Raw genomic sequence first — 24,229 nt, 5'->3', positions numbered from 1 at the left:
GGACCTAGCGGGTCTTGTCGAGGAAGTGCTCGCGGTCGACCACGACGCGGGTGACCTTGCCGGCGGCGATCAGGCCGCGCTCGTCGTTGACCGAGACGGAGAACTTCAGGCGTCGGCCCTCGACCACCACGAGGCGGGCATCCGCGGTGACCTTGCCGCCCACGGCGGTGGGGGCCAGGTGGTCGAGCTGGATGCGCATGCTCACCGTGGTCTGGCCCGGTTCGAAGGCGCCGGCGACGGCAGCCACGGCCGCCTCCTCGCAGAGGGCCACGATGCGCGGGGTGGAGAGCACGGCGACGTCGCCGGAGCGGAACGCGACGGCCGTGTCGGCGTCGGCGACCTCGAGCTCGACATGGCCGGTGAGGCCGGGTTCCACGGGCACCTCGTTACGATAAGCGGCTCGCAGCCGCCGGGACGAAGTGCCTGGTCCGGACGCTGCTCCCCGTCGTGAGAGAGAGGTCCGCCGTGATCGAAGAAGCCCTGGTGTCCCGGGTGCTGGGCGAGGCCCTGCGCACCGGAGGCGACTTCGCCGAGGTGTTCGTCGAGGACAAGCGCTCCTCGTCGGGCCGCCTCGACGACGGCAAGATCGAGGAGCTGGGCTCGGGCCGCGACCGCGGCGCCGGCATCCGCGTGGTGGTGGGCGAGACCACCGGCTTCGCCCACACCGCCGACCTGTCGGAGGCCGGCCTGCTCGCCGCCGCCGAGGCCGCCGCAGCAGCCGCCCGTGGCGGTGGCGGTGGCGTCCGGACCGTCGAGCTGACCCGGGTCGACACGTCGTCGCAGCCGGTGGGCGAGCGGCCGGAGGAGGTGGCCAAGGCCACCAAGGTCGAGCTGCTCCAGCGGGCCGACGAGGTGGCCCGCGGCCAGGGCGGGGCCATCCGCCAGGTCTCGGCGTCCTACGGCGACAGCCGCCGTCGGATCCTGGTGGCCAACTCCGACGGCCTGCTCGCCGCCGATGACCAGACCCGCACCCTGTTCGTCGTGGGCGTGGTGGCCTCCGGCGACGCCGGCATGCAGACCGGTCGCCGCTCGGTCGGCCACACCATGGGCTTCGAGCTCTTCGACCGCTACCAGGTGGAGGACCTCGCCCGAGAGGCCGCCGAGCAGGCGCTCACCAAGCTGCGGGCCCGGCCCGCGCCCAGCGGCGCGCTGCCGGTGGTCATCGGCAGCGGGGGCGGCGGCGTGCTGTTCCACGAGGCGTGCGGCCACGGCCTCGAGGCCGACCACATCCAGAAGAACGTCTCGGTCTTCGCCGGCCGGGTGGGCCAGCAGGTGGCCTCGCCGCTGGTGACCATCGTCGACGACGGCACCATCGCCAACGAGTGGGGGACCTTCGCCATCGACGACGAGGGCACGCCCGCCCAGCGCAACGTGCTCATCGAGGACGGCATCCTCACCGACTACATGTGGGACCAGCTCCGGGCCCGCAAGGAGGGCCGGGCCCTCTCCGGCAACGGCCGGCGCCAGAGCTACAAGCACCTGCCCATGGTCCGCATGACCAACACCGTGCTCACCAACGGTTCCTCCACGCCGGAGGAGATCGTGGCCGACACCCCCAACGGGGTCTACGTGTCGCACCTCGGCGGCGGGCAGGTCAACACCGCCACCGGCGACTTCGTCTTCGGCATGACCGAGGCGTACCTCATCGAGGACGGCAAGATCACCGAGCCGCTGCGCGAGGGCAACCTCATCGGCAACGGCCCCAAGGTGCTCGAGATGATCGACGCGGTGGGCAACGACTTCCAGATGGGCCCGCCCGGGACCTGCGGCAAGGACGGCCAGGGCGTGCCGGTGGGCGACGGGGTCCCCACCCTGCGGGTCACCTCGCTCACGGTCGGCGGAACGGCGGCCTGACGGTGTCGGAGGAGCTCCTCGAGATCGGCGATCGCATCGTCGCCCTGGCCACCGGTGACGAGCAGGTCGAGGTGGTGGTCGGGCGCAGCACGTCCACCGAGGTCCGGGTGTACGAGGGCGAGGTCGAGCAGCTGGCGTCGGCCACCTCGGCCGGCATCGGCGTGCGGGTCATCTCCGGCAACCGGCAGGGCTTCGCCTACGCCGGCAGCCTCGACCCGGACGTGCTGGCCGACACCCTGGCCGAGGCGCGCGACAACGCCACCTTCGCCACGCCCGACGAGTGGCTGGGCCTGGCCGAGCCCGACGGCGTGGCCGTGCCGTCGCTCGACCTCTACCGCGAGGGCCTGGCGGCGGTGTCGACCGAGGCCAAGATCGACCTCGCCGTCGCGCTCGAGAAGGCGGTGCGGGCCAACGACGCCCGCATCACCGGCATCGACGCCGCCGACTACGCCGACGGCGTGTCCGAGGGCGCGGTGGTCTCCACCACCGGCATCCGCACCGTGAGCCGGGACGCGTCCTGCTACGTGTCGGTCAGCTGCGTGGCCCAGGACGGCGACGACACCCAGACCGGCTTCGGCTTCTCGGTCGGCCGCCTGCCCGACGAGCTCGACATCGAGGCGGCGGCCGCCGACGCCGGCCGTCGGGCCACCCGCCTCCTCGGCGCCACCCAGCCCCGCAGCGGCCGCGTGACCGTCGTGCTCGACCCGTACGTGACCGCCCAGTTCCTCGGCATCATCGGCTCCACCCTGTCGGGCGAGGCCGTGCTCAAGGGCCGCTCGCTCTTCGCCGACCGCCTGGGCGAGGAGGTGGCCTCGGCCGCCTTCACCCTGGTCGACGACGCCACCAACCCGCTCGCCTACAGCGCCAGCGAGACCGACGGCGAGGGCCTCGCCTCGCGCCGCAACGTCCTCATCGACGGCGGCCGGCTGCAGCAGTTCGTGCACAACGCCTACACGGCTCGCCGGTCCGACACCACGTCCACCGCCAACGCGGTCCGAGGCTTCTCCTCCACCCCGTCGGTGGGCTGCCGGGCGCTGTCGCTGTCTCCGGGCACCAAGCTCCAGGACGAGCTGCTGGCCGACCTCGGCGAGGGCGTGCTCATCAGCTCGGTCTCCGGCCTGCACTCGGGCGTGAACCCCGTCTCGGGCGACTTCTCCACCGGCGCCGAGGGCCTCCGCATCTCCGGCGGCCAGCTGGCCGAGCCGCTCCGCGAGTTCACCATCGCCTCGACCCTGCAGCGCATGCTGTCCGAGGTCGCCGCCGTCGGCGCCGACCTCGAGTGGCTCCCCATGCGCTCGGCCGGCGTCAGCCTCGTCGTCCGCGACGTCACCGTCTCCGGCGCCTGACGCCCCACGGCCCCGCCCAGCCCCCCCGCTCACCCGCCTCCCCGACCCACCCCACCCACTCGAACTTTGGGTCCGAGGCACGTGCGCGCGGGGGTGTGGGACCCAAAGTTCGGAGGGGGTGGCTGATCCCACGCGAACTTTGGGTCTGAGGCCCGTGCGCGCCGGTCTGGGACCCAAGGTTCGGAACGGGTTGGCCGAACCACTCCCTCGAACTTTGGGTCTGAGGCCCGTGCGCGCGCCGGTCTGGGACCCAAAGTTCGGGCGGTGGCGGGCTCGGGTGCCGGACGGCGGGGTCGGGATCGGGCTCGGGCACGGGGTCGGGCCCGCGTCCGGGCTTCAGCCGACGATGGTGGTGGGCGGGGCGGTGGTGGGGGGCGGGGGCGCAGTGGTCGACGTGGTGGTGGTCGGCACGTCGGTGCCGCCGGCGGTGGCCGAGGTGGTGCCGCCGGTGCCGGTGGCGTCGAGGACGAAGGTGGTGCCCGACGGGGCGCAGGCGGTGGTGGACGAGTCCGGGTCCACGGGGGCGGCGGCGCCGCCGGTGGGCCGGAGGGTGGCGGTGTCGGCGCCGGTGGTCTCCCAGGCCAGGTCCCACAGGTAGTCGGTCTTGCTGCCCCGGCACCGCTGGGCGGTGGGGGTGGCATCGAAGCGGTCGACCACCGGCGGCGGGACGACGGTGGTGGGCGGGGTCGGGGCGGTGGTCTGGCCGGGCGCGGTCGGGGGCGGGGCGGTGGTGTCGCCGGTGGGCACGGTGCCCAGGGAGCCCACCGTGGTGGTGGTGGCCTGGCCTGGGACGGTGGTGGCGAGCGTGGAGGTGGTGGCGGTGTCGGCCACCCGAGCGGCGGTGTCGACCTCGTCGCCGTCGACCCCGCCCCACACGGCGCCGATGCCGAGCAGGGCCAGCACCACGAGGACCACCGCAGCGCCCACGAGGGACCGGCGCCGAGCGGTGGACCCCGACCGGGCGGCGTCGCCCGATCCTGGGGGAGGCAGGTCGACCGGTCCGCCGGGCCCGTTCGGTCCGCCGAGACCGTTCGGTCCACCCGAGCCGGCAGCGTTGCCGTCGCCGGTCGGGCCCGCGGTGCCGGACGAGCCAGGTGTGCCCGACGGGCCCGAGGCGCCGGCTCCGGCAGCGCCCGCGGTGGAGCCGGCCATGGGGACGCCGGCCTCGGCGAGGGCGCTGGCGGCCTGGGCCTTGAGCAGGACCGGGGCCAGGACGACGGGGGCGGCGGCGAACAGCGCGGCGGGGGAGATCCGCTCGGACCGGTCCTGGGAGCACTCGGCGCAGCCGTCGACGTGGCGGTCGATGGCCTTCACCATCGGCGCACCGAACGAGGTGAGCCCCGCAGCGGCCAGGCCCTGGCGGAGGTCGGGGCAGGTGGGGTGGCCGGCCCGCCAGAGGACCAGGGCCCGCACGGCGTTGCCCAGCCGCTTGCGCATGGTGAAGAGCACCTGGTGGGCGTTGTTGGGCGTCACGCCCAGCTCCTCGGCCAGCTCGGCCGGGGTGAGCCCGTGGCGCAGGTGCAGGTCGAGGACGCTGGCGTCGCGCTCGCCGAGGGCGGCCGCCGCGTCCCAGACCAGCGAGATGCGCGCCGCCTGGTCCATGGCCTCGAGCGGGTCGTGGTCCGGGGCGTCGGCGTCGCGGACGACGCTCATGGTCTCGTCGTCCATGGTGACCGCCCGGCGCTCCTTGGCCAGGCGGTTGAGCGAGCCGTTGCGGGCGATGCGCAGCAGCCACCCGCCGAAGGCGTCGGGGTCGTCGAGGGTGGCCAGCTTGGTCCACGCCTTGAGGAAGGCGTCCTGGGCGACCTCGCCGGCGATGCCGTCGTCGTGCACGATGCGGCGCGACAGGTCGTGGACCCGGTCGTACCACTGGTCGAACAGCTGCCCGAAGGCTCGCTGGTCACCGCGGCGGGCAGCCTCGACGAGCCGTCCTTCGTCCGTGTTCGCCATGTCCCGTCCTTCGCTGGCGCGCACCGTCTCGCCATCATCCTGCCCCACCGGCTCACGCCACGGTGACGGGCGTGCCGAGGGCGAGGACGGCGTTGAGCTTCGCCATGACCTCGTTCGGGACCCGGATGCAGCCGTGGGAGACGGGCCGGCCGATGCTCGAGGCGTCGTTGGTCCCGTGGATGCCGATCTGGCCGTCGCCGCCGGCGAACTCGGTGAGCACCTCGGACCGGCCCGAGAGGCCGAAGGCGTAGCGGCCGTAGGCGCCGCCGGCGTCCTGGGTGTCGAGCTTGTCGGTGACCGAGAACCGGCCCTTCGGCGTGGGGGAGTCGGGGGGCGCCGACGGCCACCGGCGTGGCGAGCACGACCGTGCCGCCGTCGAGGAGCGTGAGGGTCCGGGCGGCGAGGTCGACCCGGATCTCGGTGGTGAGGGCCTGGCGCTCGCCGACCTCGGCCACCGGCGCCCAGCCGGTGGCGCCCGTCGGCCGGCCGGGGACCAGCACCTGCACCCAGCCGTCGCGCAGGTCGGTGACGAGCAGGGCGGTGGCCGAGCCGAACTCGGTCTTCGCCTCGACGGTCCGGGCCGGCGACGAGGCGTCGGGCGACTCGTGGACCTGGATGGCGTGGGTGGGGCGGACGACGACGGAGGTGCCGGCGGGCGCTGCCGGGTGCGTCGTGGGCGTCGCCCGGTGCCCGGCGCTGGTGGCTCCGCAGCCGGTGGCGAGGGCCCCGGCGGCGAGGGCGGCGGCCAGGGCCAGGCCGGCCCGGCGGCGCGACCTGCGGGTGCGGGTCGGGTCGGTGGCCTCGGTGCTGGTCGGGGTGGTGCGGGTGGTCGACATGGCGGGCTCCTCGGTCTGCGTTCGGGTCGGTCGGTCCGGCTCGGTCGAGGGTCCTGACCATCGACCGGCCCTCGCCTTAGGCCGGACCGCCCCCCAACCGGCAAAACCCCACGAACTTGTGGGCCCACACGCCCGTTTTCGGCGCTCTGGGCCCACAAGTTCGATGGGGTGGGGGTGGGGGTGGGGTGGTCGGCCGGGTGGGGCGGCGTGCGGGGTCAGCCGGTGAAGGTGGGGTGGGCGATGACGGGGGCGTCGACCACGACGGTGGTGGTCTGGACCACCGGCTGCTCGTGGACGGTGGTGGGGTCCTCGTGCCAGGGCTCGGTGGTGGTGGGCGGCATCGTGGTCGTGGTGGTGCCGTCGCCGGGGCCGGGGTCGATGACGGGGTCGGCCGATCCGGGGTCGAGCACGCCGCCCGGGTGCAGCGGGCCCACCGGGCCGTGAGGATCGTGCGGGCCGACGGGGCCGTGGGGGCCGTGCGGGATGGGGTCGACCACGACCACCGGGCCGGTCGGCACGGTGGGGCAGGCCTGGGGGGCGAGCGAGCAGATGTCGAAGCCGCCGGGCGGCAGCGACGGGGCGCTGGGGGCGGCGGTGGCGGCGCCGGCGAAGCCGACGACGGAGAGGCCGGTGACGGCCACGCCCACCAGGGCGGTGGCGAGGCGGCGGCGGGCGGGGGTGCGGTCCATGGTGGGCTCCTGGGGTGGTGCGGACCGGCGGTTCCGGCCCTGCCCCCGTCCTGACCGGCGGGGCGCCCCCGCCTTAGGGTTTGCCGTCCCTTGACCCGACCCGAGGCACCGTCTCCCGCATGTCCACCCTCGAAGCGATCATCCTCGGCATCGTCCAGGGCCTCACCGAGTTCCTGCCGGTCTCCTCCAGCGGCCACCTCCGCATCGTCCCGGCCCTCTTCGGCTGGGACGACCCCGGCACGGCGTTCACCGCGGTGATCCAGCTCGGGACCATGGCGGCGGTGGTCATCTACTTCTGGAAGGACCTCTGGCGCATCACCGTCGCCTGGCTCACCTCGCTGCGCGACCCCGCCAAGCGGTCCGACCCCGACGCCCGCATGGGCTGGTACCTGATCGTGGCCACCATCCCGATCGGGATCCTCGGCCTGCTGTTCAAGGACCAGATCGAGTCCGGCGCCCGGGACCTGCGCCTCATCGCGGGCACCCTCATCGTCATGGGCCTCGTGCTGCTCTACGCCGAGAAGGTCGCCACCCGCCGCAAGGAGCTCGACGACGTCGACACCCGCGACGGCGTGGCCATCGGCCTGGCCCAGTCGCTCGCCCTGGTGCCCGGCGTGTCGCGCAGCGGCTCCACCATCAGCGCCGGGCTGTTCCTCGGCTACACCCGCGAGGCGGCGGCCCGCTTCTCGTTCCTCCTGTCGATCCCCGCCGTGGTGCTCTCCGGCCTGTTCTCGCTGAAGGACCTGGGCTCGAACGAGGGGGCGTCGGTGGGCGCCCTGCCCACCGCGATCGCCACCGCGGTGTCCTTCGGCGTGGGCTACCTGGCCATCGCCTGGTTCCTGAAGTACCTCACCAGCCACAGCACCAAGGTGTTCGTGGTCTACCGGGTGGCGCTGGGCCTCCTGCTGATCGGCCTGCTGCTCGGCAACGTCATCGACGCCCGGTAGCGCTCGACCTCCTCACCCGCCATCGGCGGCGCCGTCAGCCGCCGGTGGCCACCAGGGTCACCGTGGCCAGGGCGGCGGCCTCGGCCACCTCGGGCACCTCGTCGGCCGCCACCGCCACCACCACCGAGCGCGATCCGGCGCTGGCCACCGTGGCCGCCCGCGCCACCCGCCGCGTGGCCACCGCGGCACCGGTGACCGCGGGGTCGACCGTCGCCCACACGTCCACGCGGTCGCCCACCCGCAGCGGCAGGCGGGCGTTCGCCACCGGCACGGCGAGGCGCTGGCGGTCGGCGCCGCCGGGGCCGCCCCGGGCCAACGACGCGGCGGTGAGCGGCGCCCCCTCGGCCACCGGGCCGGCGGTGCGGGCACCGGCGGGCACGGCCCGCAGGGCCGAGGGCGGGGCCAGGCCCACCGGCCAGCGCACGGTCCGCACCGCGCCGGCGAGGGGGTCGCCTGCGGCGAGGGGGCGGTCGGCCACCAGCACGGGACGGGTCTCGCCCCACCGCTCCCGCTCGGCCTGGGCCGCGGCGACGAGGCGGCCGGTCAGGCCGGCGGTGGCGGCGGCGAGGGCCGCCACCAGGAGCCAGCGCCGCAGCGCCGACGGGTCGGCGAAGGGGCGGCGGTGCAGCGGGAGCCGGCTGCGGGGGGAGACGGTGGCGGACGCGACCCACGGGACGCACCTCCTGGGGGAGAGGGCAGGAACCGGGGAAGGCCGAGGGCGACCCTAGGCCGCCCCGTGCCGATGCGACAGGGGCGACCGCAGGCGCGGTGGATCAGTCGACGGTGCCTCGATCGACGTGGATGACCTTCTGGGTGGCGTTGTCGACCCGGAGGGTGATCTGGACCGAGTCGTCGCCGATCCACGAGCAGTAGGTGGAGCCGGCCGCGCCGTCGCAGCCCGTGGGCAGCCAGTGGGCGCCGACGTCGGAGTGGGCGAACATGGCGTTGGTGGCCGACGCGCTGCCGTAGGCCATGGCGGCGTCCTTCTTGCCGACCCGCCACGCGTGGAAGAACCGGCCCGCCGCGCCGTTGCCGAGCGGGATGCGCGTGACCGAGGTGACCTTCTGCGAGGCGTTGTCGACGCGCAGCTGCAACCGGCCCTCGGTGGACTCGACCCACGTGCAGTAGGTGGAGCCGGCGGCACCGTCGCAGTTGATGAAGAGCCACTGGCTCGATGCCGACCAAGTCTTGGTGAACAGCTGGTTCACCGCGGTGGGCGTGGCGGTCTGGCCGGCCTTGGCCTTGTCGCCGGCCTTCCACGCGTCGTAGAGCGCGCCCGCCGGCTTGGCGGGCACGTCGCACGCCGCGACCAGCAGGGCCAGGGCGGCGACGAGGGCGAGCAGCAGCCCGCCGCGCCGGCGCGATCGATGCGTGGTGTTCGTGGTGGTGTCCATTGCCCGCTCCCTGTCGTGTCGGCCCCTTCGGCCGCCGCTCAGTGTGGACCCTGGGCGGGCCCCGGACAAGGCAGGGGAACCACGGATCGCGGGTGGCTCAGAAGCCGGGCCCGGCCTCGAGGCGACCGGTGGGGAGCGGCGCGGCGAGGGCGCGGAACAGGACCCGGCGCACGGTGTCGACGTTGGCCTCGAAGAAGGCGAACACCTCCTCCTGGGTGACGGCGGGGACCCCGCTGCCCTCCAGGCCGGCGTCGAAGTCGGTGATCAGCGCGATGGCTGCGTAGCGCAGGCCGGCCTCGCGGCAGAGCACGGCCTCGGGGTGCTGGGTCATGTTGATGACCTCCCAGCCCTGCCCGCCGTACCAGCGCGACTCGGCGCGGGTGGAGAACCGCGGCCCCTGCACGACGACCACGGTGCCGCCGTCGTGGACCTCGACGCCCTCGGCCCGGCAGGCGGCCAGGGCCACCTGGCGCAGGTCGTGGTCGTAGGGGTCGGCGAAGGCCACGTGGTGGACGGTGGGGCCGTCGAAGAACGTGTCGGCGCGGCCCGACGTGCGGTCGACCAGCTGGTCCGGCACCACGAAGCTGCCGGGGGCGACGTGGGGCTGCAGCGAGCCCGATGCGCACGGGCCGAACACGTTGGTGACGCCGAGCGCGTGCAGCGCCCAGACGTTGGCCCGGTAGGGGAGCAGGTGCGGCGGCAGCTCGTGGTGGGCGCCGTGGCGGGGGATGAACGCCACCCGCCGCTCGCCCACGCGGCCGATGGCCACCGGGGCCGAGGTGGGCCCGTGGGGCGTCTCGACGGTGACCTCGGTGACGTCGTCGAGGAAGCGGTAGAAGCCCGAGCCGCCGAACACCCCGACCTCGGCGACCGGCGCCTCGGCCACGGTCAGCTCTTGGAGCTGCTGCTGGACGAGCTGGACGACGTGCTCGACGACGAGGTCGAGCTCGACGAGCCGGACGAGCTGCCCGACGAGCCCGTGGCCGGCTTGGTGTCGGCCTTCTTCTCGGTCTTGGCGTCGGTCTTGGTGGTGGCGCTGTCGGAGCTGCTGCTCGACGCCGCCTCGGCCGACTTCTTGGCGTCGGTGCGATCGGCGTCCTTGGCCGAGCCGAACGTGCCGGCCGAGCGGCTGTCGGTCTTGTAGAAGCCCGAGCCCTTGAACGTGATGCCCACGTTGCCGAACACCTTCTTGAGCGGGCCGCCGCACTCCGGGCACACCGTCAGCGAGTCGTCGCTGAACGCCTGCACGATGTCGAACTGGTGCTCGCAGCTCTTGCAGCGGTACTCGTAGGTGGGCATCTGGGTCCTCGCGTCCGGGAGCCCCGCACGGGGTGGGCCCACCAGTTGGCAGTCGACGGGTTCGACTGCCAAGCCTAGGAGGTCGCCCGGGGAACGGGCACGTCCGTGCGGGTTGCCAGGGTGCGCCGAGCCCGCCGTGCGAGACTCCCGGGCGTGAGCACCCCACCCATCGTCCGCAAAGCCGTGATCCCCGCCGCCGGCCTCGGCACCCGGTTCCTGCCGGCCACCAAGGCCCAGGCCAAGGAGATGCTGCCGGTCGTCGACAAGCCGGCCATCCAGTACATCGTCGAAGAGGCCGTGGCGGCCGGCATCGACGACATCTTGATCATCACCGGCCGCTCGAAGCGCTCCATCGAAGACCACTTCGACCGCCAGTTCGAGCTCGAGTACCACCTCGACGCCGCCGGCAAGCAGTCCGAGCTCACTGAGGTGGTGGCGCTCACCGAGCTGGCCGACATCCACTTCGTCCGCCAGGGCTCGCCGCTCGGCCTCGGCCACGCGGTGTCGGTGGCGCGCAAGCACGTGGGCGACAACCCGTTCGCGGTGCTGCTCGGCGACGAGTTCATGGCCACCAGCTCCACCCTGCTGCCCGACATGATCCAGACCTACGCCCAGTACGGGCGCTCGGTCATGGCCCTCCAAGAGGTCGAGCCGGAGGAGATCCGCCGCTACGGCTGCGCCAAGCCCGAGCGCATCTCGGACCACCTCGTCCAGATCCTCGACCTGGTCGAGAAGCCCGAGCCGGCCGAGGCCCCGTCCAACCTGGCCGTCATGGGCCGCTACATCTTCACCCCGGAGCTCTTCGAGAAGCTCGAGCAGGTCCAGCCGGGCGTGGGCGGCGAGATCCAGCTCACCGACGCCATCGCCATGCTGCTCGCCGACCAGGCCGTCTACGGCGTCACCTTCGAGGGCGGCCGCTACGACACCGGGACCGTGCCGGCGTACCTGCAGGCCATCGTCGAGCTGGCCCTCGAGCGGGCCGACCTCCGGCCGGAGTTCGGCGCGTTCCTGGCCGACGTCGTCCAGCGCGAAGGCCTCGTCTAGGTCGTTTCGGTGATCCCCTTCGAGGAGGCCCGCCAGCACGTCCTCGACGGCTGCGCCCCGCTCGCCCCCGCCGCCCGCCGGCTCGACGACGCCCTCGGCGCGGTCCTCGCGGTCGACGCCACCGCCCCGGACCCGGTCCCGCCCTTCGCCAACTCGGGCATGGACGGCTACGCGGTCCGGGCGGCCGACGTCGCCGCGGCGTCGGAGCAGGAGCCGGTCCGCCTGCGCGTGGCCGGCACCATCGCCGCCGGGGCGCCGCCCGACATCGAGGTCACCCCGGGCGCCGCGGTGCGGATCATGACCGGGGCGCCGGTGCCGCCGGGTGCCGACGCGGTGGTCATGGTCGAGCGCTCCGCACGGGTGGGCGACCACGAGGTCGACCTCACCCAGGCCGTGCCCGTCGGCCTGCACGTCCGAGCGGCCGGGTCCGACGTCGCCGCCGGCGAGCTGGTGCTCCCGGCCGGCACGGTCCTCGGGCCGGCCCACCTCGGGGTGCTCGCCTCGGTGGGCCTGCGCTCGCCGCTGGTGGTGCCCCGGCCCCAGGTCGGCGTGATCTCCACGGGCGACGAGCTGGTCGACGACGACCGCCCCCTCGGGCCCGGGCAGATCCGCGAGTCGAACCGCCCCACCCTCGTGGCCGCGCTGCGGGCCTACGGCGTCGACGCCGTCGACCTGGGCACGGTGGCCGACGACCACGACGCCCTCGCCGCCGCCATCACCGAGGCGGCGGCCGGCCACGACGCGGTGGCCACCAGCGGCGGCGTGAGCATGGGCGACTTCGACCTCGTCAAGGTGGTGCTCGACGAGGTGGCCGACATGCGGTGGATGCAGGTGGCCATCCGCCCGGCCAAGCCCTTCGCCTTCGGCGTGCTCGACGGCACCCCGGTCTTCGGCCTGCCCGGGAACCCCGTGTCCTCGCTGGTGTCGCTGTCGCTGCTCGGCGTGCCCGGCCTGCGCCGCCTCGCCGGCCGCGCCGACCTCGACCTGCCCCGGGTGGCCGCCGTCGCCGGCCCCGGCCTCACCCGGCGCCCGGACGGCCGCACCGCCTACCTGCGCGTGGCGTGCCGGTGGGACGGCACCGCCTTCACGGCGACGCCGGTGGGCGGACAGGGCTCGCACCAGCTGGCCGCCACGGCCGGGGCCAACGGCCTCGCCGTGCTGCCCGACGGCGACGGCGTCGCCGAGGGGGCCGAGGTCACCGTGGTGCTCCTCGCCGACCCCTTCGCGCCCTGATCACCCCTAGCCTGGACCGGGTGAGCAGCACCGGGGTCCTCACCCCACTCGTCGACGGCTACGGCCGCGTGCACCGCGACCTGCGCATCTCGGTGACGGATCGCTGCAACTTCCGCTGCACCTACTGCATGCCCGCCGAGGGCATGGTCTGGCAGCCCCGCGACCACCTCCTCAGCTTCGAGGAGATCGAGCGGGTGGCCCGGGTGGCCGTCGAGCGGTTCGGGTTCGACTCGATCCGGCTCACCGGCGGCGAGCCCACCGTGCGCGCCCGCCTGCCCCTCCTGGTCGAGCGGTTGGCCCCGCTCGGCGTCGACCTCTCGCTCACCACCAACGGCTCCCTGCTGGGCGCCATGGCCCACGACCTCGCGGCGGCCGGGCTCGACCGGGTCAACGTGTCGCTCGACTCCCTGCGCCCCGAGCGGTTCGCCGCGCTCACCCGGCGCGACGACCTGCCACGGGTGCTGCAGGGCATCCGCGCCGCCGTCGCCGCCGGCCTCGCTCCGGTCAAGGTGAACGTGGTGGTGGTCCGGGGCAGCAACGACGACGAGGTCGTCGACTTCGCCCGGTTCGGCCGGGACGAGGGCGTGCGGGTGCGCTTCATCGAGTTCATGCCGCTCGACGCCGACCACCACTGGGACCGCAGCGCGGTGGTGCCCTCGGCGGAGATCGTGGCGGCCATCGGGGCCGAGTTCCCGCTCCAGCGGCTCACCCGGGACCACGACCCCGCCCAGCGCCACCGCTACCTCGACGGCGGCGGCGAGATCGGCGTGATCGGGAGCGTCACCGAACCGTTCTGCGCCAGCTGCGACCGCGTCCGCCTCACCGCCGACGGCCAGCTCCGCGCCTGCCTGTTCGCCACCGACGAGACCGACCTCCGCGCCCTGCTCCGTGGCGGCGCCGACGACGACGGGCTGGCCGCCGCCCTGGAGGCCACGGTGGGGTCGAAGTGGGCCGGGCACGGCATCAGCGACGTGCACTTCATCCGGCCGTCGCGCTCCATGAGCGAGATCGGCGGCTGAGCGCCCGTGGGGCCCCTGCGAGCCCGTCCGGCCCTGCCTCCTACACTTCGCCCATGCCCGAGCGCCTGACCCACCTCGATCCGCTGGGCCGTGCCCGCATGGTCGACGTCACCCCCAAGGACCCCTCGCACCGCCGGGCCGTCGCCCGGGGCCGGGTCCACATGCAGCCGGAGACCACCGCGCTCGTGGCCCGGGGCTCGGTGGGCAAGGGCGACGTGCTCAACGTGGCCCGGGTGGCCGGCATCCAGGCCGCCAAGCGGGCGTCGGACCTCATCCCGCTCTGCCACCCGCTGCTCGTGGGCGCCGTGCTGGTCAACTTCCACATCGACGACACGTTCATCGAGATCGAGGCCCACGTCGACACCGTCGACCGGACGGGCGTCGAGATGGAGGCCCTCACCGCGGTGTCGGTGGCCGCGCTCACCATCTACGACATGTGCAAGTCGGCCGACCGCACCATGACCATCGGCGACATCGCGCTGTGGGAGAAGACGGGCGGCCGCTCGGGCACGTTCCGCCGGGAACCGGCCGACCCCGAGCTGGACCTGGGCCTCTGAACCACCCGATCGAGCCGGTGCCGACCTAGCGGCGACCCCCCGGTCCGTAGTAGAACCGTAACAACTGCAGCCAGCCCGTCACCTGGAACCTCAGGTGTGCGCCGACTGCGCCGATCTTCCACCCCGACGATTCGGACCGCTCCCATCCACCTCCTGCTCTCGGCGGGTGGATACGGTCCACAAGAGGCAAAGGCAGGCCTGGAGAACGTGACGATGCTCGTACTGGTCATCTTGGCGGTGGTGTGGGCGGCGGTCCTGATCCCGCCGTTCGTGCGCAACCGGCGCGATGGCCGGCCGGACAACTCGGTCGTGTCCTTCCGGGCGCAGCTCTCCACCCTCGAGCGCGCCACCCCCGGCACCTCGCTCCGCACCCTCGGCACCGCCCCCCACGGCGGCCCGGCCCTCCCGCTGACCATGAACCGGGGCGACGCCAAGCGCCGCCGCCGTGACGTGCTGGTCGGCCTCCTCGGCGCCACCGCCTTCACCCTGCTGCTCGCCGTCGTCGTCGGCGGCACGCTGGTCACCCTGCTGTTCCTGGCCTCCGGCGGCGCCCTCAGCGCCTACGTGTACGCCCTGCGCCAGATGAAGCTCCGCACCATGGAGCGCGTCGCCAAGGTGCGCCCGCTCACCACCGTCCGCTCCTCGCCGGCCCCCGTGCTGGCCATGCGCCGCACCGCCAACTAGCGGTACCGCCGCACCCGCGGCACCCAGACCTTCGCCACGACCCGGGCCCCACCGCCCGGGTCGTGTCGCGCCCGGCCCCACGCCGCCCCGGCCAAGGGCTCGGTGCTCAGGGCGACCGAAGCCCGCTCCACGCTTCTGGTCGCCGCCAGGGCTCGTTGGCCTCGCCCCGTGCGACCGAAGGGCCGCATCGCCGTTCCGGTCGCCCTGCCGCCCGGCAGAGACGCCGGTTGCGACCAGAGTCCGCGTCGTCGCTTCTGGTCGCGTTCGGGGCCCGAGGGCGACACGGGGTGCGGCCAGAGCCTCCGCCCACGGCTTTGGTCGCCGTGGTGGTTCTGATCTGCGCGGCGTGCAGGCCTGCGATCCAGGCGGAGCCATGGTTGCGACCAGAGGCCGCCTCGTCGCTTCTGGTCGCGATCGGGGTCCGCGGGCGACACGGGGTGCCACCAGAGCCTTCGCCCATGGCTTTGGTCGCCGTGGCGGTCCTGGTCGCCGTGGCGGTCCTGGTCGCTGTCGCAGTTCTGGTGGCGTGCACGCGGGGTCGGGGGAGGGCAACCGTGGCATGGACGCGGCACCGGCGGCCACGAAGACGTGGCCGCCGGTGCGGGCAGGGGTGGGTGCTTCCGGCGGGGGACGCCGGTGGCGGGTCAGCAGGTCTTGATGAAGACCTGCACGGTGAAGACCCGGTTGCCGTTGGTGGCGTAGCCGACGCCGACGCCGTTCCACTTGGTGGAGAGGATGTTGGCGCGGTGGCCGGTGGAGTTCATGTAGGCGTCCTCGATGGTGGGGACGTTGGGGCCGTAGCCGACGTTCTCGCCCAGCGAGCACCAGCGGGTGCGGATGCCGTCGGGCAGGTTCGAGTGGTACAGCGTGTTCTCGCGGGCCAGCTTCTCGGCCCAGGCCTGGGCCTTGGCCTGGGCGTCGGCGTTGACCCCGAGGGTCGACAGGCCGTGGGCCCGGCGGTCGCTGTTGAGCTCCGACTGGACCTGGGACTGCGACGGGCTGAGGCAGGCGGACAACAGGGCGAGGGCGGCGACGAGGGCGACGGCGACCCCGGCCCGGCGGATCGAGCGGTGGGGCTTCTTGGTGTGGGCGGGCATGCGAAAGGTCTCGACACGATCCCCACCCACCTTGAGCGGAAATGCTTCAAATGGGTCCAAGGATGAGCCGTTCGGCCCAGGTGCCTCACCCCCACTGCTCACCCCCGGCGAGGGCGCCACGCGAGCGGGCCCCGTCGCCGTGCGACGGGGCCCGCTGGCGTCCTGGTGGAGGTGAGGGGAATCGAACCCCTGGCCTCCTCGATGCGACCGAGGCGCTCTACCAACTGAGCTACACCCCCAGAACGGGGCCTCACCCTAGCGCGACGCCCTCGACGGTCCGAAAGCCGAAGCGGGGCCTGCGGACCCCGATGTGGGAACCTGCCGGGCATGGCTGCGGGGCCCGGAGACGGGGGGACGGACGACGTCCGGTGGGTCGAGGTGCTGGGCGTCCGCGTCCGCTACGTCGACCTCCACGCGGAGGCGGCCGGGCTCCCGCTGCTGGTGATCCCGGGCCACACCGCCCGCATCGAGGGCTTCGCCGAGCTGGCCCCGCGGCTGGCCGCCGAGCACCGGGTGCTGGTGCTCGACCTCCCGGGCTCGGGGGAGTCCGAGAAGCCCGTCCGGCGCTACGACCTCCGGTGGTACGAGGACGTGCTGGTGGCCTTCCTGGACGCGCTCGGCATCGATCGGGCCATCCCGGTGGGCGGGAGCCTCGGCGGCAACCCCGTGCTGCGGCTCGGCCACCGGTTCCCGGAGCGGTTCCCCCGCCTGGTCCTCTGGGCGCCGGGCAGCGCATGGACGGCGCGACCCCGGCTGGCGAAGGCGATCCGGGCGACCATGGGTCGCTGGTCCTTCTGGCCTTCGGTGCGCATCCAGAGCCGCTACTGGTACGCCCCGGCCTTCCCCGGACGGGCCCGGGGCCTGGCCGACACCTTCGCCTACTACCGGCGGGTGATGGGGCCGGGCTTCGTGGCCATGTACTGGGGGCTGGCGGCCGACCAGGTGGGCCACAGCCTGTTCGCCATCGCCGGTGAGGTCGAGCAGCGCACCCTGCTGCTGTGGGGCGACCAGGACCACGGCGGCGGCATGGGTCGTGGCGTCGCCCGCCTGCACGAGCTGCTGCCGGACCACCGCTTCCACGTCTTCCCCGGTGCCCGCCACTCGCTCGAGGCCGAGATCCCCGAGGCGCTGGCCGCCGAGGTCCTGGCCTTCCTCCGCGAGCCGCCGGGCCCGCCGACCTGACGCCGGGGCCGCGGCTACGTTGGGCGCCGGAACTGGAACCCGTTCTTCTTTCTGGAGGCGTCATGCGAGTGGTAGTCGACTTCGACCTGTGCGAGAGCAACGCGGTCTGCATGGGCATCGCCCCCGAGGTGTTCGAGGTGCGCGACGACGACTTCCTCTATGTGCTCCAGGAGGAGCCCGACGAGAGCCTGCGGGCCAAGGTCGAGGAGTCCGTCGCCCGCTGCCCGAAGCAGGCCATCACGCTCGAGGGCTGACGCCCCCGCCCGAGGAACCTCCGCCGACCGCGTCCCGTCGACGCGCGTCCCCGTGAAACGAACGACATGACCGCACCCCCGCTCGACCGCATCGTGATCGTCGGTGCCTCGCTGGCCGGCGTCACCGCCGCCAAGACCCTCCGCACCGAGGGGTTCACCGGCACCATCACCCTCGTCGGCGACGAGGACCACGCGCCGTACGACCGGCCGCCGCTCTCGAAGCAGGTGCTCACCGGTGCCTGGGACACCGACCGCATCGCCCTGCCGGCGGGGGCCGACGAGGCCCTCGACCTCACGTGGGAGCTGGGGGTGCCGGCCGCCGGGCTCGACCTCGAAGCCCGTGAGGTCCGCTTGGCCGACGGGCGCTCGCTGCCCTACGACGGCCTGGTCATCGCCTGCGGTGCCGCCCCCGGCGCATCCCCGGCACCGAGGACCTGGCCGGGGTCTTCGCCCTGCGCACCCTCGACGACGCGGTGGCGGTGCGGGCCCACCTGGAGACCGGCGCGCAGCGGGTGGTGGTTGTCGGGGCCGGCTTCATCGGCGCCGAGGTGGCGGCCTCGTGCCGGGCGCGCGACATCGCCGTGACCATGGTGGAGCCGCTGCCCCAGCCGCTGGCCCGCGTGCTGGGCGAGGACATGGGTCGGGTCATCGGCGAGGTCCACGTCGAGCACGGGGTCGACCTCCGCCTCGGCGTCGGGGTGGATCGCATCGAGGGCGGCGACGACGTCGACGGGCTCACCGTGCACCTCTCGGACGGCAGCTCGGTGGCCGCCGACGTCGTGGTCGTCGGCATCGGGGTGGTGCCGAACACGGCCTGGTTGGAGGGCAGCGGCCTGGCCCTCGACGACGGCGTGGTCTGCGACGCCACCACGCTCGCCGCGCCCGGCGTGGTGGCCGCCGGCGACGTCGCCCGTTGGCCCAACCCGCTCTTCGGCGAGGTCATGCGGGTGGAGCACTGGGAGCACGCCGTCGACATGGGTGCCCACGCCGCCCGGCGCCTGCTGGCGGCCGACGGCGAAGCGGTCGCCTACGCGCCGGTGCCGTGGTTCTGGAGCGACCAGTACGACCGCAAGCTCCAGCTGGCCGGGCGGGTGCGGCCCACCGACGAGGTGCGGATCGTGGCCGGCTCCGTCGAGGACCGCCGGTTCACCGCCCTCTACGGCCGGGGCGGCATGGTGGTCGGCGCGCTGGCGCTCAACATGCCGGCTCGGGTGGTCAAGTACCGGCAGGCCATCGCCAACGGGCTCACCTGGGTCGACGCCGTGGCCACCCTCGATCCGCCGGCCCCCTGATGCCGCCCCACCCGGTCGACGGCGACGCCGGGGGTCGCGCCGCCTCGGCCGCGGCCGAGCCGGTCGAGGTGGTGGGTCGCGACGGCACCGTCGAGCGGGTGGTGGGCCGGGCCGAGATGCGGGCCGGCCACCTGCGGCACCGCTGCACGTACGTCGTGGTGGTCGACGCCGAGGAGCGGGTGGTGGTGCACCAGCGGGCCGCGTGGAAGGACGTGTGGCCGAGCCGCTGGGACCTGGCGTTCGGCGGGGTCGTCGACGTCGGCGAGGGCTGGCTCGACGCCGCCCGGCGGGAGCTGGCCGAGGAGGCCGGCATCGAGGCCGACCTGGTGGAGGTGGCCACGGGGACCTACGACGACGACGACGTCTCGTTGCTCGGCCACGTGTTCGTGGCCCGCCACGACGGGCCGTTCACCTTCCCCGACGGCGAGGTGGTGGCCAGCGACCGCGTGCCGCTGACCGAGGTCGAGGCGTGGATCTCCGGTCGTCCCCACTGCCCGGACGCCGTCGCCCTCGCCCTGCCCGCCACCACGGCTTGGATCCGGCCGGACCGGTGACCCCCGGTGCCCGCCGCGGGCGCCGTTGCTCACCACTTCGGGGGGAGGGGTAGCGTGCCGGCCGTGCTGCGGGACGAGGTTCGACGGTGACCACGGCGGCGTGGGCCTTGGCGGTGGTGGCGGCGGCGTTCGCCCTCACCGACTGGTGGGCCACGTGGGTCGACCGGGTGCAGGTGCGCTACGTGGCCAAGCCGGCGACGCTGGCGGCGCTCATCGGCGTGGCGGTGACGCTCGATCCCTCCGTCAGCGGCACCATCCGAACCTGGATGGTGGTGGGCCTGGTGCTCTCGCTGGCGGGCGACGTGTTCCTGATGCTCGACGAGAAGTGGTTCGTGGCCGGCCTCGGCTCGTTCCTGCTGGGCCACGTCGCCTACGTGGTCGGCCTCCAGCTGGCCCCCACGTCGGTGCCCTTCACGCTCCTCGGTCTGGCCGTGGTCGCCGTGTGCATCGCCACCTTCGGCCGCAAGATCGTGCAGGGCGTGGCCGCCGGCGAGCAGCGGGACATGGTGCCGCCGGTGATCGCCTACCTCGTGGTGATCTCGGCCATGGTGGTCAGTGCGTTCGGGACGAAGGCGCCGTGGGCCATCGTGGGCGCCGGGCTGTTCTACGCCTCCGATGCCACCCTGGCCTGGAACCGCTTCCTGGAGCAGCGTCGCTTCGGCCACCTGGCGGTGATGGTGACCTACCACCTCGGCCAGGCCGGCCTGGTGGCGTGGCTGGTGACGGCGTGAGGTCCGCCACCTTCGCCCGGGTGCTGCTGGCGCTGGCGCTGGTCCTGGGCGTCGCGGCCGGCTGCAGCCGGACCAAGCAGGCCACCACGCTCGACACCGACGGCACCGAGCGGGCCATCGACAAGGTCATCGGCAGCCGCATCGAGCCCGACGTCAAGGAGGTGCGCTGCCCCGCCGACATCGCCCGGGGCAAGGGCCGCAGCTTCTCCTGCCGGGCCCTGCTCGAGGGCACGGGCGGCGAGGTGCGCCTGCGGGTGCGCCAGGTCGACGCCGACGGCACGCTCGACGTCGACCTGCTCGATGCCGTGGTCGATCGCAAGGCGGTGGCCACCGACCTCCGCCGGCAACTGGTGAAGCGGTTCCTGCGCACGTTCACCGTCGACTGCGGCACCGAGGCGATCTCGGTGGTGGCCCCCGGCTCCACCTTCACCTGCAGCGCCAAGGACCCCGCCGGCAAGCGGACCATCACCGTGACCGTCACCGACGCTGCCGGCACCGTGAGCTACGACATCGCCGAGAAGTAGCCGACCGGCGGCCCACCTCCGGCGGGCGGCGATCGGCGAGGCCGAGGTCGTCAGGCCCAGGTGAGGTCGAAGCAGCGCGACGAGAGCAGGCCGGGGGAGACCCAGCGCCAGACGCCCAGCGCGGCCCGGCGGGTGTGGTCGGTCCAGGCCAGGCAGTCGGGGCGGGCCACCCGGCGCACCACCTGGCGCAGGCCGCCCTCGGCCACCACGTAGCCGGCCCACACGCCGGGGAAGTCCTTCGTGGAGCCGACCTGGGTGGTGGTGACCCCGGCGTGCTCCCAGCGGCGGTGGCGGTGGGTGTGGCCGCTCGAGACCAGGACGTGGCGGTGGGCTCGGCCCAGGTCCTCCAGGAAGGCCAGGCTCTCGGCCTGGCTGACGCCGATGGGCCAGCCCTCGGAGAAGGGGTGGGCCTGGAGCTGGTGGTGCAGGAACACCAGCACCGCCCGATCGGGGTCGGCCTCGGCCGCGGCCTGCACGGCCGCCTCAGCCGCCGGCGACACCCGGCCGCGGTTGTAGTGGTCGGTGGTGGAGTCCACCAGGACCAGGCGGGCGCCGGGCACGTCGCGCACCAGCACCGGCTGGGCCATCGACAGCCCGAACGCCACGCTGGCCGCATCGGGCAGCAGGCCGGCGGTGGAGCGCCGGAAGGCCCGGTCGTGGTTGCCGGGCACGGCGTCGACCGGCACCGGGCAGGCCTCCACCAGCGCGGCGTAGCGCCGCCACTCCGGCACCTGGCCATGGTTCGTGAGGTCGCCCTTGCCCACCAGCCGCTCGGCGCCCCACGCGACCGCGTCGTCGATGGCGGCGGTGGCGCACCGGATGGGGTGGGCCACCTCGGGCTCGGGCTCCTCGCGGATGGTGCCCTGCTGGCCGAAGACGTGGGTGCCCAGGTGGAGGTCGCCGATGGTGGCGAGCCGGTGCAGCTCCTGGCCGGGCAGCGTCGGCAGGGTCCGGGCCCGGAGCCGTCGCACCGCACCGCCCAGGGCGGGGCCGCTGGCGGCGATGGTGAGCGCTCGCCCCGGCGGGAGCCCCGCCAGCACCGCGGCGCCCGGCCCGGCGGCCACGTCGAGCTCGACGACCGACGCGGTGTCCAGGGCCTGGAGCCGGAGCCGGCCCGCCGCCAGCCCGCGCCAGGTCAGCTGGACGGTGGTGTCCTCGACGGCGAAGACCGAGATCGAGGGGCGAGGGGCAGCGGTCACCAGCGGGGTGTCAGGCCAGCGCCGCAGCCAGCTCGGCCGGCACCCGGTCGGCCAGGGCCACGGTGACCCACATCCGCTCGACGTGCTGGCTGATGACCTTGGCGCCCTGGGGCACCGGGTGCTCGGCGAGGAACGCCGTGATCCGGGCCGCGAGCTCGCGGTCGCCGACGCCGCGGATGCCGTCGACGAGGCGGGGCACCGAGGCCGACGGGAACCGGGTGGAGAGCTCGTCCCAGTGGTCCTCCACGAACGCCCAGACCTCGGCGGTGGCGTGGCGGTTGGCCAGCGCCCGGCGCAGGAGGAAGAGGCCGTCCTGGGTGCGGACCTCGTCGGTGAGGACCAGCTCGCAGAACCGCCGGACCAGCGCCGGGTCGGACGAGTCGGCCAGGGCGCCCTGGTGGCGCAGCCGGTCCTGCGGGGTGCGGGCCGCAGCGGCACGCTCGCGCAGCTCGTCCCAGACCTCCTGGTCGGCGTGGGCGGCCACCACCCGCACGACGGCGTCGGCGAGGTCGGCGTCGACCGCCGCCGGGTCGGCGCCGAGGGCGGTGAAGTGGCCGCGGGCCACCTCGAGCTGCTCGGCGTCGTCGCCGATGCGAGCCGAGGCCTCGAACAGGGTGGCGCGCAGCGCGGTGGTGCGCTCGGGCTCGCCGGCGGCCTTGGTGGTGCCGAGGGCGCGGAGCGCCGGGCCGAGCAGGGCCCGCACCCGGGCGGCCAGGGCCTCGTGGTGGGCGTCGCCGCCCACGCGGTCGAGGCCGCCGAGGACGCCGACGATGCGCTGCCAGACCGACAGGTCGGTCTCGGCGGCGAGCGAGCGGAGCAGGCCGAGGACCCGGTCGACCGAGCCCCGGCCGGCCAGCAGCAGGGCCCACTCGTCCTCGACGAGGCCGTAGCGCTTCGAGGGCGGACAGGTCGCTGAGGGCCCGGGCGCCGACCGCGGCGAGGTCGTCGTCGCCGAGCTCCACCCGGTAGAAGCCGTTGCCCTCGTGGTTGCCGACCACCCAGTCGGCCGGCTGGTCGAGCGCCACGGTGGCCTCGGTGCCGTCGAGGAGCACGCGGTGCAGCGAGGTCTCCTCACCGTGGCCGACGCGGACCACCACCGGCACCGAGCGGGGCTCCTCGACCGGGACGGTGATCCCGGCGGCGGCGTCGGGGAGGTAGGAGAAGCGGGACTGGCCGATGGCCAGGCCGGCGCCGTCGGCGGTGCGGGCCACCGAGATGGCGGGGTGGCCGGGCCGGAAGATCCACGAGTCCATGATCTGGCGCACCGGCTCGCCGGTGGCCTCCTCGATGGCGTCCCACAGGTCGGTGGTCTCGGTGTTCCCGTAGGCGTGGGCCTTGAGGTAGTGGCGGATGCCGGCCTGGAAGCGGTCGTCGCCCAGGTACTGCTGGAGCATGCGGACGACCGAGGCGCCCTTCTCGTAGGTCAGGACGTCGAACATGCCCTCGGAGTCCGCAGCGGTGAGGACCTCGTACTCGATGGCCCGCGTGGTGGAGAGCGAGTCGGTGTCGAACGCCGCGGAGCGGGCCAGGCCGAAGTCGGTCCAGCGGGCCCACTCGGGCCGGTAGGCATCGGTGGTGAGCATCTCCATGAACGTGGCGAAGGCCTCGTTGAGCCAGATGCCGTTCCACCAGCCCATGGTCACCAGGTCGCCGAACCACATGTGGGCGATCTCGTGGGCGATGACATCCGCGATGCGCTGCTGCTCGGCCTGGGTGGACCGCTCGCGGTCGAGGAGCAGGGCGGTCTCGCGGAAGGTGACGCAGCCCAGGTTCTCCATGGCGCCGAAGGAGAAGTCGGGGATGGCGACCAGGTCGAGCTTGTCGCCGGGGTAGGCGATGTCGTACCAGTCGGCCAGGAAGCGCAGCGAGAAGGCGCCGACCTCCAGGGCGAAGGGGGTGAGGTCGGCCTTGCCGGGAGGGGCGATGACCCGCAGGGGCACGCCGTCGACGTCGACGGTCTCGGTGGCCTCCAGCGGCCCCACGATGAACGCCACCAGGTAGGTGGACATGTGCATGGTGGTGGCGAAGCGCACGCGGCGGCGGCCGTCGCCGATCACGTCGTCGGCGACCTCGGCGGCGTTGGAGATGGCCATGAGGCCGTCGGCCACCTCGAGGGTGATGTCGAAGGTGCTCTTGAACGCCGGCTCGTCCCAGCACGGGAAGGCGCGGCGGGCGTGGGTGGACTCGAACTGGGTGGTGGCCAGGGTGCGGACCACCCCGTCGTCGTCGGTGAAGGTCGAGCGGTAGAAGCCGACCAGCTTGTCGTTGAGCACGCCGGTGAAGGTGGTGTGCAGCGTCCACGCGCCGGGCTCGGCGGTGCCGGACAGGGCGAGGGTGGCCGTCTCGGAGCCCTCGTCGAGCGAGACCGTGGCCTCGAGTCGGGCGCCGTCGCGGGTGAGCCAGGCGGCGGTGATGTCGAGGTCGAGGGCGTGCAGCACCAGCTCGGTGACCGGTTCGGTGACCTCGACGTCGACCGCCTCGGAGCCGGTGAAGCTGGCCGTGTCGAGGTCGGGGGCCAGCACCAGGTCGTAGTGCGACGGCACG

26 protein-coding genes, 1 tRNA gene and 1 pseudogene are annotated in these 24,229 nt (G+C 74.1%); 15 read left to right on the top strand and 13 right to left on the bottom strand.

Translation table 11 applies throughout. From position 1 onward, the window contains the following. Nucleotides 1-4: 4 nt before the first annotated feature. Nucleotides 5-382: a thioesterase family protein gene (locus KSP35_RS11065; protein ID WP_217001777.1), complete on the bottom strand. Its 378-nt coding sequence runs from the start codon at nt 380-382 to the stop codon at nt 5-7. 83 nt (nt 383-465) lie between these two features. On the opposite strand from KSP35_RS11065, the gene KSP35_RS11060 reads away from it, so the two are divergent. Then, nucleotides 466-1,854 (top strand): TldD/PmbA family protein, encoded by a 1,389-nt coding sequence (locus KSP35_RS11060; RefSeq protein ID WP_217001776.1) that lies wholly within the window; start codon nt 466-468, stop codon nt 1,852-1,854. 2 nt (nt 1,855-1,856) lie between these two features. Continuing rightward, nucleotides 1,857-3,200, top strand: a complete 1,344-nt coding sequence (locus KSP35_RS11055) for a TldD/PmbA family protein (RefSeq protein ID WP_217001774.1) — start codon at nt 1,857-1,859, stop codon at nt 3,198-3,200. A gap of 336 nt (nt 3,201-3,536) precedes the next feature. On the opposite strand, the gene KSP35_RS25240 is transcribed toward KSP35_RS11055, so the two are convergent. The 3 genes from KSP35_RS25240 to KSP35_RS11040 all read right to left on the bottom strand — a co-directional run bounded on the left by KSP35_RS25240 (nt 3,537) and on the right by KSP35_RS11040 (nt 6,675). Next, nucleotides 3,537-5,150 (bottom strand): RNA polymerase sigma factor, encoded by a 1,614-nt coding sequence (locus tag KSP35_RS25240; protein ID WP_217001772.1) that lies wholly within the window; start codon nt 5,148-5,150, stop codon nt 3,537-3,539. Nucleotides 5,151-5,202: 52 nt separating this feature from the next. Next, complete coding sequence (locus tag KSP35_RS11045) at nt 5,203-6,114, bottom strand: L,D-transpeptidase (protein WP_254127208.1); 912 nt, start codon at nt 6,112-6,114, stop codon at nt 5,203-5,205. 87 nt (nt 6,115-6,201) lie between these two features. After that, nucleotides 6,202-6,675, bottom strand: coding sequence for a hypothetical protein (locus KSP35_RS11040; RefSeq protein ID WP_217001768.1), 474 nt, complete (start codon nt 6,673-6,675; stop codon nt 6,202-6,204). Between the two features lie 119 nt (nt 6,676-6,794). Here KSP35_RS11040 and KSP35_RS11035 point away from each other — a divergent pair, with 119 nt between their 5' ends. Continuing rightward, nucleotides 6,795-7,622 carry an undecaprenyl-diphosphate phosphatase gene (locus tag KSP35_RS11035; protein ID WP_217001766.1) on the top strand — a complete coding sequence of 276 codons (828 nt, stop codon included), beginning with the start codon at nt 6,795-6,797 and terminating at the stop codon, nt 7,620-7,622. Between the two features lie 34 nt (nt 7,623-7,656). Here KSP35_RS11035 and KSP35_RS11030 read toward each other — a convergent pair whose 3' ends face one another. From KSP35_RS11030 to KSP35_RS11015, 4 genes are all read right to left on the bottom strand, one after another. Next, nucleotides 7,657-8,199, bottom strand: coding sequence for an SAF domain-containing protein (locus KSP35_RS11030; protein WP_217001764.1), 543 nt, complete (start codon nt 8,197-8,199; stop codon nt 7,657-7,659). A 196-nt stretch (nt 8,200-8,395) separates the two neighbouring features. Further along, nucleotides 8,396-9,016, bottom strand: a complete 621-nt coding sequence (locus KSP35_RS11025; protein ID WP_217001762.1) for a hypothetical protein — start codon at nt 9,014-9,016, stop codon at nt 8,396-8,398. Between the two features lie 97 nt (nt 9,017-9,113). Then, on the bottom strand, nt 9,114-9,902 hold the full coding sequence (locus KSP35_RS11020) for an S-methyl-5'-thioadenosine phosphorylase (protein WP_254127123.1): 789 nt from the start codon (nt 9,900-9,902) through the stop codon (nt 9,114-9,116). A 2-nt stretch (nt 9,903-9,904) separates the two neighbouring features. Further along, nucleotides 9,905-10,315, bottom strand: a complete 411-nt coding sequence (locus tag KSP35_RS11015; protein WP_217001760.1) for an FmdB family zinc ribbon protein — start codon at nt 10,313-10,315, stop codon at nt 9,905-9,907. Between the two features lie 153 nt (nt 10,316-10,468). Between KSP35_RS11015 and galU the strand changes: the two genes are divergently transcribed. From galU to KSP35_RS10990, 5 genes are all read left to right on the top strand, one after another. Continuing rightward, entirely contained in the window at nt 10,469-11,359 is an 891-nt protein-coding gene (gene galU, locus KSP35_RS11010; protein ID WP_254127122.1) for a UTP--glucose-1-phosphate uridylyltransferase GalU, read from the top strand. 9 nt (nt 11,360-11,368) lie between these two features. Then, nucleotides 11,369-12,592 (top strand): gephyrin-like molybdotransferase Glp, encoded by a 1,224-nt coding sequence (gene glp / locus KSP35_RS11005; protein ID WP_217001758.1) that lies wholly within the window; start codon nt 11,369-11,371, stop codon nt 12,590-12,592. Between the two features lie 20 nt (nt 12,593-12,612). Next, nucleotides 12,613-13,611: a GTP 3',8-cyclase MoaA gene (gene moaA / locus KSP35_RS11000; protein WP_217001755.1), complete on the top strand. Its 999-nt coding sequence runs from the start codon at nt 12,613-12,615 to the stop codon at nt 13,609-13,611. Nucleotides 13,612-13,664: 53 nt separating this feature from the next. Beyond that, on the top strand, nt 13,665-14,168 hold the full coding sequence (gene moaC / locus KSP35_RS10995) for a cyclic pyranopterin monophosphate synthase MoaC (RefSeq protein ID WP_217001753.1): 504 nt from the start codon (nt 13,665-13,667) through the stop codon (nt 14,166-14,168). A gap of 213 nt (nt 14,169-14,381) precedes the next feature. After that, nucleotides 14,382-14,852 carry a hypothetical protein gene (locus KSP35_RS10990; RefSeq protein WP_217001751.1) on the top strand — a complete coding sequence of 157 codons (471 nt, stop codon included), beginning with the start codon at nt 14,382-14,384 and terminating at the stop codon, nt 14,850-14,852. A gap of 644 nt (nt 14,853-15,496) precedes the next feature. Here KSP35_RS10990 and KSP35_RS10985 read toward each other — a convergent pair. Beyond that, nucleotides 15,497-15,949, bottom strand: coding sequence for a CAP domain-containing protein (locus KSP35_RS10985; RefSeq protein WP_217001749.1), 453 nt, complete (start codon nt 15,947-15,949; stop codon nt 15,497-15,499). 163 nt (nt 15,950-16,112) lie between these two features. Beyond that, nucleotides 16,113-16,188 (bottom strand) — tRNA-Ala (locus KSP35_RS10980). 88 nt (nt 16,189-16,276) lie between these two features. Between KSP35_RS10980 and KSP35_RS10975 the strand changes: the two genes are divergently transcribed. The 7 genes from KSP35_RS10975 to KSP35_RS10945 all read left to right on the top strand — a co-directional run bounded on the left by KSP35_RS10975 (nt 16,277) and on the right by KSP35_RS10945 (nt 20,486). After that, nucleotides 16,277-17,131 carry an alpha/beta fold hydrolase gene (locus tag KSP35_RS10975; protein ID WP_217001747.1) on the top strand — a complete coding sequence of 285 codons (855 nt, stop codon included), beginning with the start codon at nt 16,277-16,279 and terminating at the stop codon, nt 17,129-17,131. Between the two features lie 62 nt (nt 17,132-17,193). Beyond that, entirely contained in the window at nt 17,194-17,385 is a 192-nt protein-coding gene (locus KSP35_RS10970; RefSeq protein ID WP_217001745.1) for a ferredoxin, read from the top strand. 66 nt (nt 17,386-17,451) lie between these two features. Beyond that, nucleotides 17,452-17,970: an FAD-dependent oxidoreductase gene (locus KSP35_RS10965; protein ID WP_217001744.1), complete on the top strand. Its 519-nt coding sequence runs from the start codon at nt 17,452-17,454 to the stop codon at nt 17,968-17,970. Continuing rightward, nucleotides 17,859-18,677, top strand: coding sequence for an NAD(P)/FAD-dependent oxidoreductase (locus KSP35_RS10960; RefSeq protein ID WP_254127121.1), 819 nt, complete (start codon nt 17,859-17,861; stop codon nt 18,675-18,677). The genes KSP35_RS10965 and KSP35_RS10960 overlap by 112 nt, the downstream gene beginning before the upstream one ends. Then, nucleotides 18,677-19,231 (top strand): NUDIX domain-containing protein, encoded by a 555-nt coding sequence (locus tag KSP35_RS10955; RefSeq protein WP_217001740.1) that lies wholly within the window; start codon nt 18,677-18,679, stop codon nt 19,229-19,231. Before KSP35_RS10960 ends, KSP35_RS10955 begins: the two co-directional genes overlap by 1 nt. A gap of 86 nt (nt 19,232-19,317) precedes the next feature. Further along, nucleotides 19,318-19,962, top strand: coding sequence for a lysoplasmalogenase (locus KSP35_RS10950; protein ID WP_217001738.1), 645 nt, complete (start codon nt 19,318-19,320; stop codon nt 19,960-19,962). After that, nucleotides 19,959-20,486: a DUF4333 domain-containing protein gene (locus tag KSP35_RS10945; RefSeq protein ID WP_217001736.1), complete on the top strand. Its 528-nt coding sequence runs from the start codon at nt 19,959-19,961 to the stop codon at nt 20,484-20,486. The genes KSP35_RS10950 and KSP35_RS10945 overlap by 4 nt, the downstream gene beginning before the upstream one ends. A gap of 50 nt (nt 20,487-20,536) precedes the next feature. Here the strand turns inward: KSP35_RS10945 and KSP35_RS10940 are convergent, their stop codons facing one another. From KSP35_RS10940 to KSP35_RS25830, 3 genes and pseudogenes are all read right to left on the bottom strand, one after another. After that, nucleotides 20,537-21,685 (bottom strand): metallophosphoesterase, encoded by a 1,149-nt coding sequence (locus KSP35_RS10940; RefSeq protein WP_217001734.1) that lies wholly within the window; start codon nt 21,683-21,685, stop codon nt 20,537-20,539. A 10-nt stretch (nt 21,686-21,695) separates the two neighbouring features. After that, nucleotides 21,696-22,760 (bottom strand): ERAP1-like C-terminal domain-containing protein, encoded by a 1,065-nt coding sequence (locus tag KSP35_RS25835; RefSeq protein ID WP_371748971.1) that lies wholly within the window; start codon nt 22,758-22,760, stop codon nt 21,696-21,698. 226 nt (nt 22,761-22,986) lie between these two features. Further along, a pseudogene (locus tag KSP35_RS25830) lies at nt 22,987-24,207 on the bottom strand (M1 family metallopeptidase); the annotation flags it as partial. Nucleotides 24,208-24,229: the final 22 nt, after the last annotated feature.

This window comes from Aquihabitans sp. G128 (genome assembly GCF_019048865.1).
Lineage (GTDB): Bacteria > Actinomycetota > Acidimicrobiia > Acidimicrobiales > Iamiaceae > Aquihabitans.
This window is presented reverse-complemented; position numbering and strand designations above follow the sequence as displayed.

Bases quoted from the DNA above. Each gene is read 5' to 3' on its own strand.
- KSP35_RS10985 (WP_217001749.1), bottom strand. From the start codon at position 15,949: ATGCCCGCCCACACCAAGAAGCCCCACCGCTCGATCCGCCGGGCCGGG.
- KSP35_RS10990 (WP_217001751.1), top strand. From the start codon at position 14,382: ATGCTCGTACTGGTCATCTTGGCGGTGGTGTGGGCGGCGGTCCTGATC.
- KSP35_RS11025 (WP_217001762.1), bottom strand. From the start codon at position 9,016: ATGGACACCACCACGAACACCACGCATCGATCGCGCCGGCGCGGCGGG.
- KSP35_RS11035 (WP_217001766.1), top strand. From the start codon at position 6,795: ATGTCCACCCTCGAAGCGATCATCCTCGGCATCGTCCAGGGCCTCACC.
- moaC (WP_217001753.1), top strand. From the start codon at position 13,665: ATGCCCGAGCGCCTGACCCACCTCGATCCGCTGGGCCGTGCCCGCATG.
- KSP35_RS10955 (WP_217001740.1), top strand. From the start codon at position 18,677: ATGCCGCCCCACCCGGTCGACGGCGACGCCGGGGGTCGCGCCGCCTCG.
- KSP35_RS25240 (WP_217001772.1), bottom strand. From the start codon at position 5,150: ATGGCGAACACGGACGAAGGACGGCTCGTCGAGGCTGCCCGCCGCGGT.
- KSP35_RS11040 (WP_217001768.1), bottom strand. From the start codon at position 6,675: ATGGACCGCACCCCCGCCCGCCGCCGCCTCGCCACCGCCCTGGTGGGC.
- KSP35_RS11015 (WP_217001760.1), bottom strand. From the start codon at position 10,315: ATGCCCACCTACGAGTACCGCTGCAAGAGCTGCGAGCACCAGTTCGAC.
- KSP35_RS10975 (WP_217001747.1), top strand. From the start codon at position 16,277: ATGGCTGCGGGGCCCGGAGACGGGGGGACGGACGACGTCCGGTGGGTC.
- KSP35_RS10970 (WP_217001745.1), top strand. From the start codon at position 17,194: ATGCGAGTGGTAGTCGACTTCGACCTGTGCGAGAGCAACGCGGTCTGC.
- KSP35_RS10965 (WP_217001744.1), top strand. From the start codon at position 17,452: ATGACCGCACCCCCGCTCGACCGCATCGTGATCGTCGGTGCCTCGCTG.